This window comes from Streptomyces sp. NPDC037290, assembly GCF_055603245.1.
On sequence record NZ_JBVJVZ010000020.1, the window covers coordinates 62,913 to 73,834 of the forward strand.

Sequence of the window (10,922 nt, forward strand, 5' to 3'; positions counted from 1 at the left end):
ACCACCCCCCCCCCCCCCCCCCCCCCCCCCCCCCCCCCCCCCCCCCCCCCCCCCCCCCCCCCCCCCCCCCCCCCCCCCCCCCCCCCCGGGCCGCCCTTCCTCAGACCGCGGCCAGTCGGGGGAAGAGCGTCGCGGCGGTCTCCCGGGCCGCCGCCCGCCGCTGCCGCTCGTCCAGCAGCCCCGTGCGCTCCAGTTCACCGCGCCACCGGTTGACCGACTCCCGGGGGAAGAACGGCAGGTCGGTGCCGTACAGCAGGCGCAGCGGGTCGGCGATGCGCAGCAGTGTGTCCAACTGCCGTGGCAGCACCGGACCCGCCAGGTCGTAGTACAGCGAGCGCAGGGCGCCCAGCACATCGACCTCGGTGTCCGGAAGCATGGCCGCGGTCAGCGCCGCCACCCGGTCCGCGAGCACGCCCAGTGTCGCTCCGGCGTGCGGCACGATCCACCGCACCTCGGGGAAGCCGGCGAGCGCCCCGGACAGCACCAGGTCGATGACGGTCCGGGTGGTGTCGAAGGGGAACTCCAGCAGAGCGCTCGGCGGCCTGCGGACGCCCGGGGCCGGCACGGTCGGCGCCGACGTCGGATGCAGCAGCACGGTGGCACGGCGGCGGGCGAGTTCGGCCAGTACCGGCCGGAACGCCGGATCGCCCAGGTAGCGGCCGTCGTAGTTGGTGAACAGGACGTACCCGTGGACCTCGGGCAGGTCCGCCACGGCCCCGATCTCCGCCAGCGCGGCGTCCGTGTCGGGCAGCGGCAGACAGCCCAGCAGACCGAGCCGCCCGCCGGATCCGGCGACGAGCTGCGCGCACTCGTCGTTGAACCGGCGGGCCAGGTCCGCGGCCCGCCGGGGATCACCGAAGTTCACCCCGGGGGACGGGATGCTGACGGCCGCGGCCCGTACGCCCGTGCGGTCCATGTCCTGAAGCGCCCCGGCGAGTGACCACGCCGGCAGGAAGGGCATGCCGTCCCGGTGGGAGGGCGGGGCGTCGTGCCAGGCCCGGTCGAAGGAGGGCGGCACCAGATGGGCGTGCACGTCGATCCAGCCCTCGCCGTACGGGTCCTGGCCGTGGCTAGTCGCCATGCGGGGTGCCGTCCTCGCCGATGCCGAGTGCGGCCCGCATGCTCTCCAGCTCCCGTACCGACCAGTGCTCGACGACCTTGCCGCCGGCGATCCGCAGGACGTGCGCGGCCTGCACGCGCATCGTGCGCCCCGTCGGCGGCCGCTCGCCGAACGGGCCGGTGTGGGTGCCGGTGACGATCTCGTACACCAGGACCTTGTCCCCGTCCGCGAGCACGTGCTCGGTACGGATGCGGACATCGGGGAAGGCGGTCTTGAAGCGGACCGCGGACTCCTTGAGGTTCTCGCGCTCGAAGGCGTTGCGGCCGAACATCGGGCTGTGGTCGACCAGGTCCTCGGCGATCAGTTCGTGGATCACCGGGACGTCGGCGTCCTGCAGCGCGGTGAACAGCCTGCGCGCGACGGCCGCGTTGTCCGTCTTCACCGGACCCCCGTCCGCTTGCGCGGAGTCGGCTGCCAGCGCACCGGGTCGGGCTTGCCGACGGTGTTCTCCAGCCATCCCGCGCCGCCGATCTCCAGGCGTACCGTGTCGCCGGGCTGCAGCTTGCGGCCCAGCTCCCAGCCGCTGCCGCCGGCCACCGTGCCGGTGCCGATGACCTCACCGGGCACCAGGGGCTCCGAGCGGGAGGCGTAGCTCAGGATCTCCTCGATGCTCCACACCAGCGAGCCGCTGTTCCCGCGGGACCACTCCTCGCCGTTGACGTGGGCGGTCATGGTCAGGTCGGTGAGGTCGAGCTCGTCGACGGTGACCACCCAGGGGCCCAGCGCGGTGCAGAAGTCCTTGCCCTTGGCCGGGCCCAGCCGCCCCTCCATCTCGTGGCGCAGCAGGTTGCGGGCGCTGAAGTCGTTGAAGACGGTCACCCCGAACAGGGCCGTGCGGGCCGTCCGCGGGGTGAGGTCGCGGGCCGGGGAGCCGATGACGAGGCCGAGTTCGAGCTCGTAGTCCAGGTGCTCACAGCCGGCCGGCCAGACCACCTGTTCGCCGGGGCCGACGACCGTCGACGGATTGATCTTGAAGAAGAGCGGGACCTCGAACCACACGTCGGGGGCGGTGGCCTCGTGGTTCTTGAAGGCGTTGAAGTCCCGCAGCACCGGCGGGTCCACCGGCGGCAGCCACTGCACCTCGGCCAGGGGGATGCCCAGGGCGGGGTCGGCACCCTCAAGGACCCGGTCGACCGCCTCCCTGAAGCCGGGGCCGGTCTCCAGCGCCTCCGTCAGGCTGCCGGGGAACTGCGCCGCCGCCAGCCGCGCGGCCCGGCGCGCCGAGGCGCCGGCGTCGATGAGCCTGCGCCGCTCCTCGGCGGCCAGGTCGAGCACCGTACCCGTCTCCGGGTGCACCGACACCAGCCGGGGCACCGGCCCGTCGGCGCCGTCCCGCAGTACACGTCCGATCTTCATGTCGCTTCCCTCGTCCAGGAGTTGTCGTACGGCCGGTCAGGCCAGGCAGCGCAGCGGACGGCCCGCGAAGGCGGTCATCATCGGCGCGATCTCCCGCCGCTGCAGCGGGGTTCCGATCGGCTCGCCGTCCATTTCCGAGTACGTCCGCGCGATGTTGGCGACCAGGCGCTCGCTGTCGTTCCACGCGGCGTACGGCCCCAGGTCCACCGCCCGGGCCGCCTCGAGCGGGTTCAGTCCACGGGCGCGCCCCTTGCGGGCCGCGTCCTCCACGAAGTCGAAGTAGTCGTCGACGGCGTCGAAGACCTCGGGACCCGCGAGCGGGCCGTGGCCGGGGACCACCACCTCGGGCCGCAGCGCGCGCAGGGTCTTCAGTGCCGTGCGGATCCCGGACAGGGAGCCGTCGGTGATGACCGGGGTGCAGCCGTTGAAGATGATGTCCCCGACGAAGAGCACCCGCTGCTCGGGCAGCCACACCACCACGTCGCCCAGCGTGTGGGCCGGAGCGACCGGGATGACCTCGGCCGTGAGCCCGCCGAGTTCGAGGGTGATGCGGTCCTCGCACAGCACCGTCGGCGGGCAGATCCGGATGTCGCCCCAGTCGACGGTGTCGAAGTACGGGACGACGGCCAGGCCCTCGCTGATGATCTTCTCCCGGCAGTACGGGTGGCCGATGACGGCGGCGTCGGGGAACTGGTGGTTGCCGAAGGTGTGGTCGCCGTGGTGGTGGGTGTTGACCAGGTACCGCACCGGTGCGGTACCGACCCGGGCGATCTCCTCGCGCAGCCGGGTGGTGCGCCGCTCGGTGAAGCAGGTGTCGACCAGCAGCACGCCTTCGTCGCCGGTGACGACACCGCAGTTGTTGAGCCCCCATCCCCAGTCGGGCTGGGTGAAGGCGTGGACGTTGCCGGCCACCGGGGAGAGCCGCCCCAACGCGGCGGTCTGCTCAGGGGGTTCGGCCGACGGGCAGCAGGACTGCGCTTCCATACGGGCTTCCACTGTCATGCCACTCCTGTTCCTGCGCCGCCGGCCAGCAGACGCGTACCGGCGGTGAGCGCGGCGCTCACCCCGGCCACCCGCCTGCCGAGCAGCCGGCAGGTCTCGACGTCGGACTTGTGCACGCCCTCGTCCCCCAGGTCGGCGGGGGTCTGCGCACCGGCACCGAGGAAGATTCCGAGGCGGTTGGGGTCGTTCATGCTGTCGGTGCTGGCGCTGTAGCCGGGCTTGAGGCCGAGGTTGACCCAGTGCATCCCGTGCTGGGCGGCCAGGATCGCCAGCGCCTGCAGCACCTGGAGCTTGTCGCCGCTCAGACAGCCGGAGTTGGAGAAACCGGCCGCGACCTTGTCCCGCCACGCTCCGTTCAGCCAGCGGCGCGAGGTGGCCTCGGCGAAGGCCTGGAACTCCGAGGAGACGTTGCCCATGTAGGTCGGGCACCCGAAGACGATCGCGTCGGAGGCGTCCAGAGACCGCCAGCCGTCCTCGTCGACCTGGTCGGCCGCGAGCAGATGGGTCCGCGCTCCGGCTTCCCGCGCCCCGTCGGCCACGGCCGCGGCCAGGACGGCGGTGTGTCCGTGACGCGAGTGGTAGGCGATGCTGACGGTGGTGTGCGGTGTGTGTCGTGTGTCTGGCATGACGGGGTTTCCTTGTCGGTTCACACCCGGGCCGATCGCCGAGTCGTCAGGGAGCGGGCGAAGTGCTCCAGCAGTTCCGGGCCCTCGGGCGCCCGGGCGGAGCCGTAGACGTAGAAGTCGGGGCGGATCAGTACGCAGTCGGCGCCGAGTTCCGTCAGCCAGTCGCCGTAGGCACCCGTCACGTCGGTGATCGGGGCCGCCGAGCCGGGCGGGCCCACATGGGCCAGGATCACCCCGGCCCGGTCCAGCGTGGCGCGCAGCTCAGGGGGGAGGGCAAAGAAGGCGGAGGCGGTCTCGGCACAGCCGGTGAGCAGGACGAAGCCATGGCCGACGACCTCGTCGAACATCCCCTGGCGGCCGCCCTGCCGGACCTCGGCCTGCGGGGCGGGGCTGCCCGCCGTCGGGTCGTCGTGGGCGAAGGCCCGGGGGCCGGGGCGCCGGGGCGGGACCGGACGCAGCGAGGGATCGGCCAGCTGGGCCCGCATCGTGGCGTTGCGCTGCTCGATCCGCTCCGGGTCCAGGACGATGCACGGCAGGCCGACCTGGCGCGCCTGGTCCATGCAGCTCTGGACGTCGTCCTTGCGGTCCGCGGTGAAGGTGTCGAGGACCGAGGCGTCTGCGGCACCGCGGTACAGCAGGTCCAGCCGCCAGGCCAGTGCGGCGGCGTCCCGCATGCCCGAGCACATGCCCTGCCCCGCGAACGGCCACATGGCGTGGGCCGCGTCCCCGACCAGGAAGCAGCGGCCGCGCTGCCAGGTGTCGGCCATCAGCTCGCGGAAGGCGACCACGGGCCGCCGCAGCAGGTGGAAGTCCTCGGGGCCGCCCCACGGGGAGAGCAGCTCCCAGACCTTCTCCGCGGTGAAGTCCTCGGGCTGTTCGTGCTCGAAGAGCTGGAACTCGAAGCGGCGGTGCGCCTTGCCCAGCCGGAAGAGGCAGCCGGGCCGCTCGGGGTCCAGGAAGTGGCCGTTCTCGAACTCGAAGGACATCGGGTGCTTCTCCTCGACGTCCAGGACGAGCCGGCGGGGCCCGCCGGTACCGCGGGTGACGGTGATGCCGAGCGCCTCGCGGACGAAGCCGTCCGCGCCGTCCGCGCCGACCAGGTGGCGGGCGCGTACGGTGTGGCGTTCGCCGGTGCGCGTGTCGGCCACGGTCAGCGTCACGCCGTCCGCGTCCTGCTCCAGCGCCACGGCCTCGGAGTGGAAACGGACCGTGACCGAGGAGCAGTCCCGTACCCGCCGGTCGACGGCGGCCTCCAGTTGGGGCTGATAGAAGCTCCAGTGCTCGCGCCAGCCGTGCCGGCCGGTCCCGCTCCAGTCGAAATGGCGCAGAAGTTCGCCGCCGAATGCGGCGGTTCTGGTGTCGTACGTGTCCCAGCACATGGATTTCTCGCGAATCTCGGCACCGGCACCGATTCGCTCCATGAGCCGCATGATCTCGTCGTCGATATGGATCGCACGCGGCGAACAGGCGATTTCCGGCTGCTTCTCGAAGACGGCGACTTCACAACCCGATTGCCCCAGCAGGGCACTCAGTGTCTGCGCCACCGGGCCGTATCCGACCACGGCCACGTCACATCGTTGGACCAGCATTTGCGCAGCATCTCATCGGCCTCCTGAGCTGCACAGGGCCTCAGGACCCAAAGGTGCTACCGCAAACCCGCGAGCCTGGCACTCGGTGCCGTTTGGGTCCGTAGACCCTTCCTGGCGATACCGGCGCAGCGCGACGATTCCTGAGCACGAAGCAAATTCCCGCAATTCACGACGGTACGGCTGAGGGGATGCGAGCATGCTGCCGCCAAGGCGCGTAGTGATCACCGGAATCGGCGTGGTGGCGCCACGCGGAATCGGTGTCAAGAACTTCTGGGAAACCTTGATCAGCGGGCGGAGCGCCACCAGAAACATCACCGCATTCGACGCCGGCGGCTTTCGCTCCCGTATCGCGGCGGAGTGTGACTTCCTGCCCGCGGAGAACGGGCTCACCCAGGAGCAGGCCGGGCGCATGAGCCGGTCCTCCCAGTTCGCCCATGTCGCGGCGCGCGAGGCGCTCGAGCAGTCCGGTCTGGAGGTCACGGAGAAGGTCGCGGCCCGCACGGGCGTGGCGCTGGGCAGCGCGGTGGGCTCGGTCCTCGAACTGGACCGCATCTACCGGGAGATCAGCGGCGACGGCACCTCCTGGGAGCTGGCCCCCGAGAAGGCCGGCCCGTACCTGGCGGACTACAACACCCCCAGCTCCCTGGTCCGCGAGATCGCCTGGCTCACCGGCGCCCAGGGCCCGGCCGCCATGATCTCCGCGGGCTGCACCTCGGGCCTGGACGCCATCGGCTACGCCTGCGACATCCTGCGGGAGGGCAGCGCGGACGTCATGATCGCCGGGGCCACCGACGCCCCGATCACGCCCATCACCGTGGCCTGCTTCGACGCGATCAAGGCCACCTCGCCCAACAACGCCGACCCCGCTCACGCCTCGCGGCCGTTCGACCGCGACCGGGACGGGTTCGTCCTCGGGGAGGGGGGCGCGGTCTTCGTGCTGGAGACCGCCGAGCACGCCCACGCCCGCGGGGCCCATGTCATCGCCGAGGTCGCGGCGTTCGCCGCCCGGTGCAACGCCCACCACATGACGGCACTGCGCCCGGACGGCCGCGAGATGGCCGCCGCGATCGACTCCGCGCTGGCCGGCGCGCGGATCGCCCCCGAGGCCATCGACTACATCAACGCCCATGGCTCGGGCACCAAGCAGAACGACCGGCACGAGACGGCCGCGTACAAGCGCAGCCTGGGCGAGGCCGTCCGCTCGATCCCGGTCAGCTCCATCAAGTCCGTGATCGGCCACTCCCTGGGCGCGATCGGCTCCATCGAGCTCGCGGCCTGTGCACTGGCCATCGAGCACGGCGTCATCCCGCCCACGGCGAACCTGCACACCCCCGACCCCGACTGCGACCTGGACTACGTGCCCCTGGTGGCCCGCGAGCAGCGGGTCGACGTGGCACTGAGCGTGGGCAGCGGCTTCGGCGGATTCCAGAGCGCGGCCGTACTCGTCAAGGAGGGCGCCCACCGATGAACGCAGGGCACACCGCAGCGCACACACCGGCGGCCTCGGGGCGTGAGGCGACGCACCACGACGAACTGCCGGTCTTCACCGGCCTGGCCGTCGCCGCCCCCAACGGCTTCGGCACCGAGGACTTCTGGGCCGCGACCCGCAAGGGCACCAGCGGCCTCGGCCCCATCACCCACTTCGACGCCGGCTCCTACCCGGTCCGGGTGGCCGGGGAGATCGACGGCTTCGAGGCGCGGCAGCACATCCCCAGCCGGCTCATCCCGGCCACCGACCGCGCCACCCAGCTGTCCCTGGTCACCGCCGCATGGGCGCTGGACGACGCGGGGCTGGACCCCGCCGCCCTCGGCGAGTTCGACGGCTCGGTGGTGACCGCCAACGCGGTCGGCGGGGTGGAGTTCATCCAGCGGGAGCTGCAGCGCCTGTGGAGCAAGGGTCCCCGGTACGTCACCGCGTACATGTCCTACGCCTGGTTCTACGGCGTCAACACCGGCCAGGTCTCCATCCGCCACCAGCTCAAGGGCCCGAGCGGTGTCGTCGTCACCGGTCAGGTCGGCGGCATCGACGCCCTCGCCCAGGCGCGGCGCCGGCTGCGTGCCGGGCAGCGGTTCGTGGTCGCGGGCGGCGCGGACGCCCCGATCTGCCCGTACGGCCTCACCGCGGGCATGACCGCCGGGAACCTGAGCACGGGCGAGGACCCGGAGACCGCGTACGCCCCGTTCGACCGCTCCGCGCGCGGACACGTGCCGGGCGAGGGCAGCGCCATGATGATCCTGGAGCCGCTCGCGGCCGCCCGGGAGCGTGGCGCGCGGGAGGTCTACGGCGCCCTCACCGGCTACGGCTCCACCTTCGACCCGCACCCGGCCACCGGGCGGCCCCCGACGCTGTCCCGGGCCGCCCGGATCGCCCTGGACGACGCCGGGCTGGGCCCGGACGACATCGACGTGGTCTTCGCGGACGGCGCGGCCGAGGCCGCCGCCGACCGGGCCGAGGCCGCCGCCATCACCGAGCTGTTCGGCCCGCGCGGGGTGCCGGTGACCCTGCCCAAGACCATGACCGGGCGCATGTACGGCGCCGGCGCCGCGACCGATGTCGTCAGTGCGCTGCTGGCCATCCGCGACGGGGAGATCCCGCCCACGACCGGCCGCGGCGACCTCGCCGGGGAGCTGGGCCTGGACCTGGTCACCGGCGGCCCGCGCCCGGCGCGGCTCGACCACGCCCTGGTGCTCGCCCGCGGGGACGGCGGCTTCAACTCGGCCGCGGTCATCTCGCGGGTCCCCTGAGGCGCCCACCGCCCCGACCCCACCCGCACCACACCGCAACGTGCCTTATCCGAAAGGAACTTGACATGAGCTTCAGCCTCGACGGGCTCCGTACCATCCTGCGCGACTGCTCGGGCGAGCCCGACAACGGGGACCTCGACGGCGACGTCGGCGCGATCACCTTCGAGGACCTCGGCTACGACTCCATAGCCATGCTGGAGACCCTCTCCCGCATCGAGCAGGAACTCGACGTGGCGATGGACGACGCGCCGATGGACGAGCTGACGACACCGCAGGCCCTCGTCGACTACGTCAACGGCCTGCTGGCGCGGGAGACCGCCCACGCGTGACCCACGGCGGCGCGCCCGGCCCGGGTGCGCCGCCCCGGCCCACTTCTGGCTTCCACGCACGGGGGACGACGAATGATGCAGGAATCTCTCAGCGAGCTCAGGGACAAACGCCGGGCGGCGGTCGACGGCCCGGATCCGCGCGCCACCGAGCGCCAGCACGCCAAGGGAAAGCTGACGGCCCGGCAGCGGATCGAACTCCTCCTGGACGAGGGCTCCTTCCAGGAACTGGAACAACTGCGCCGGCACCGGGCCCGCGGGTTCGGGCTGGAGGACAAGAAGCCCTACACCGACGGTGTGATCACCGGCTGGGGCACGGTGTTCGGGCGGACGGTGTTCGTGTACGCCCATGACTTCAGGATCTTCGGCGGCGCGCTCGGCGAGGCCCACGCGGACAAGATCCACAAGCTGATGGACCGGGCCATCGCCGCCGGTGCCCCGCTGGTGTCGCTCAACGACGGTGCCGGGGCCAGGATCCAGGAGGGCGTGACCGCCCTGGCGGGATACGGCGGGATCTTCCAGCGCAACACCAGGGCCTCCGGCGTCATCCCGCAGATCTCGGTGATGCTGGGCCCGTGCGCGGGCGGCGCCGCCTACTCCCCGGCGCTCACCGACTTCGTGTTCATGGTCCGGGACACCTCGCAGATGTTCATCACCGGCCCCGACGTGGTCAAGGCGGTGACCGGCGAGGAGATCACCCAGAACGGCCTGGGCGGCGCCGACGTCCACGCCCGGACCTCCGGCGTGGCCCACTTCGCGTACGACGACGAGGAGACCTGCCTCGGAGAGGTCCGCTACCTGCTGTCGATGCTCCCGCAGAACAACCGGGAGCTCCCCCCGTCCGAGCCCTGCGAGGACCCCGCCGACCGGACCACCGACGTGCTGCGCGACCTGGTGCCGGCCGAGGGCAGCCGGCCCTACGACGTACGCGAGGTCGTGGCCGAAATCGTCGACGGCGGCGACTACTTCGAGATCAGCGCCACCTGGGCGGACAACATCGTGTGCGCGCTGGCCCGGCTGGACGGCCAGGTCGTGGGCGTGGTGGCCAACCAGCCGCGCGCCCTGGCCGGAGTGCTGGACATCCACTCCAGTGAAAAGGCCGCGCGGTTCGTCCAGTTCTGCGACTCCTTCAACATCCCGCTGGTGACGCTGGTGGACGTGCCGGGCTTCCTGCCCGGCGTGGAGCAGGAGCACGGCGGCATCATCCGGCACGGCGCCAAGCTGCTGTACGCCTACTGCAACGCCACCGTGCCGCGGATCTCGGTGGTGCTGCGCAAGGCGTACGGCGGGGCCTACATCGTCATGGACTCGCGCTCCATCGGCGCGGACATCTCGCTGGCCTGGCCGACCAACGAGATCGCGGTGATGGGCGCGGAGGGCGCCGCGAACGTCATCTTCCGCCGCCGGATCGCCGAGGCGGACGACCCGGACGCCATGCGGGCCCAGATGGTCAAGGAGTACAGGTCCGAGCTGATGCACCCGTACTACGCCGCCGAGCGCGGCCTGGTCGACGATGTCATCGACCCCGCCGAGACCCGTCAGGTCCTCGTCCGCTCGCTGGCCATGCTGCGCGCCAAGCACGCCGGCCTGCCCAGCCGCAAGCACGGCAACCCGCCCCAGTGACCGGCGACTTCGTCCGCGTCGAGCGCGGCACCCTCAGCGACGAGGAGATCGCCGCCCTGGCGGCCGTCCTGCTCGCTCGTACCGGTCTGCGCAAGCAGCGGGGCGCACCCTCCCGGCACCCCTCGCCGGGGGCGGCCGCCCCGCCGTGGAGCGCCGGCCGGCTCCACCCCGGCTACCGCTCCCCGGCGAGCTGGCAGCGCTGAACGTCTCCCCCTCTCTCCCCTCGAAAGGCTGACCACGTCGTGCGCAAGGTACTGATCGCGAACCGTGGCGAAATCGCTGTCCGCGTGGCCCGGGCCTGTCGGGACGCCGGGATCGCGAGCGTGGCCGTCTACGCCGACCCGGACCGGGACGCGTCGCATGTCCGCGCCGCGGATGAGGCGTTCGCTCTGGGCGGTGACACCCCGGCCACCAGCTACCTGGTCATCGACAAGATCCTCAACGCGGCCCGCGAGTCCGGCGCGGACGCCGTCCACCCCGGATACGGCTTTCTCTCGGAGAACGCCGACTTCGCCCAGGCCGTCCTGGACGCGGG

The 10,922-nt window shown here is 72.2% G+C and carries 12 protein-coding genes; 6 read left to right on the plus strand and 6 right to left on the minus strand.

Annotation, left to right across the window (positions count from 1 at the left end; translation table 11 throughout):
* Positions 1-100: 100 nt before the first annotated feature.
* The 6 genes from ACZ7HQ_RS37815 to ACZ7HQ_RS37840 are packed head-to-tail and all read right to left on the minus strand — an operon-like array spanning position 101 to position 5,693.
* Positions 101-1,081 carry an amidohydrolase family protein gene (locus tag ACZ7HQ_RS37815; protein WP_470999896.1) on the minus strand — a complete coding sequence of 327 codons (981 nt, stop codon included), beginning with the start codon at positions 1,079-1,081 and terminating at the stop codon, positions 101-103.
* Entirely contained in the window at positions 1,071-1,502 is a 432-nt protein-coding gene (locus ACZ7HQ_RS37820; RefSeq protein WP_470999898.1) for an ester cyclase, read from the minus strand. The genes ACZ7HQ_RS37815 and ACZ7HQ_RS37820 overlap by 11 nt, the downstream gene beginning before the upstream one ends.
* The gene (locus ACZ7HQ_RS37825) at positions 1,499-2,476 is read right to left on the minus strand and encodes a fumarylacetoacetate hydrolase family protein (protein ID WP_470999900.1); all 978 of its coding nucleotides are present in this window, start codon (positions 2,474-2,476) and stop codon (positions 1,499-1,501) included. The genes ACZ7HQ_RS37820 and ACZ7HQ_RS37825 overlap by 4 nt, the downstream gene beginning before the upstream one ends.
* Before the next feature lie 36 nt (positions 2,477-2,512).
* On the minus strand, positions 2,513-3,478 hold the full coding sequence (locus ACZ7HQ_RS37830) for an MBL fold metallo-hydrolase (RefSeq protein ID WP_470999901.1): 966 nt from the start codon (positions 3,476-3,478) through the stop codon (positions 2,513-2,515).
* Positions 3,475-4,104, minus strand: coding sequence for a flavodoxin family protein (locus ACZ7HQ_RS37835; protein WP_470999903.1), 630 nt, complete (start codon positions 4,102-4,104; stop codon positions 3,475-3,477). Before ACZ7HQ_RS37835 ends, ACZ7HQ_RS37830 begins: the two co-directional genes overlap by 4 nt.
* Before the next feature lie 20 nt (positions 4,105-4,124).
* Positions 4,125-5,693 carry a bifunctional 3-(3-hydroxy-phenyl)propionate/3-hydroxycinnamic acid hydroxylase gene (locus tag ACZ7HQ_RS37840; protein ID WP_470999905.1) on the minus strand — a complete coding sequence of 523 codons (1,569 nt, stop codon included), beginning with the start codon at positions 5,691-5,693 and terminating at the stop codon, positions 4,125-4,127.
* 196 nt (positions 5,694-5,889) lie between these two features.
* Here ACZ7HQ_RS37840 and ACZ7HQ_RS37845 point away from each other — a divergent pair, with 196 nt between their 5' ends.
* From ACZ7HQ_RS37845 to ACZ7HQ_RS37870, 6 genes are all read left to right on the plus strand, one after another.
* Positions 5,890-7,161, plus strand: a complete 1,272-nt coding sequence (locus ACZ7HQ_RS37845; protein WP_470999907.1) for a beta-ketoacyl-[acyl-carrier-protein] synthase family protein — start codon at positions 5,890-5,892, stop codon at positions 7,159-7,161.
* The gene (locus ACZ7HQ_RS37850) at positions 7,158-8,438 is read left to right on the plus strand and encodes a beta-ketoacyl synthase N-terminal-like domain-containing protein (protein WP_470999909.1); all 1,281 of its coding nucleotides are present in this window, start codon (positions 7,158-7,160) and stop codon (positions 8,436-8,438) included. The genes ACZ7HQ_RS37845 and ACZ7HQ_RS37850 overlap by 4 nt, the downstream gene beginning before the upstream one ends.
* 65 nt (positions 8,439-8,503) lie before the next feature.
* On the plus strand, positions 8,504-8,767 hold the full coding sequence (locus ACZ7HQ_RS37855; RefSeq protein ID WP_470999911.1) for an acyl carrier protein: 264 nt from the start codon (positions 8,504-8,506) through the stop codon (positions 8,765-8,767).
* A gap of 75 nt (positions 8,768-8,842) precedes the next feature.
* Positions 8,843-10,387: an acyl-CoA carboxylase subunit beta gene (locus tag ACZ7HQ_RS37860; RefSeq protein WP_470999925.1), complete on the plus strand. Its 1,545-nt coding sequence runs from the start codon at positions 8,843-8,845 to the stop codon at positions 10,385-10,387.
* Positions 10,384-10,590: an acyl-CoA carboxylase epsilon subunit gene (locus ACZ7HQ_RS37865; protein WP_470999913.1), complete on the plus strand. Its 207-nt coding sequence runs from the start codon at positions 10,384-10,386 to the stop codon at positions 10,588-10,590. The genes ACZ7HQ_RS37860 and ACZ7HQ_RS37865 overlap by 4 nt, the downstream gene beginning before the upstream one ends.
* A gap of 39 nt (positions 10,591-10,629) precedes the next feature.
* Positions 10,630-10,922 (plus strand): biotin carboxylase N-terminal domain-containing protein (locus ACZ7HQ_RS37870; RefSeq protein ID WP_470999916.1); only part of this gene is annotated, 293 nt, incomplete at its 3' end.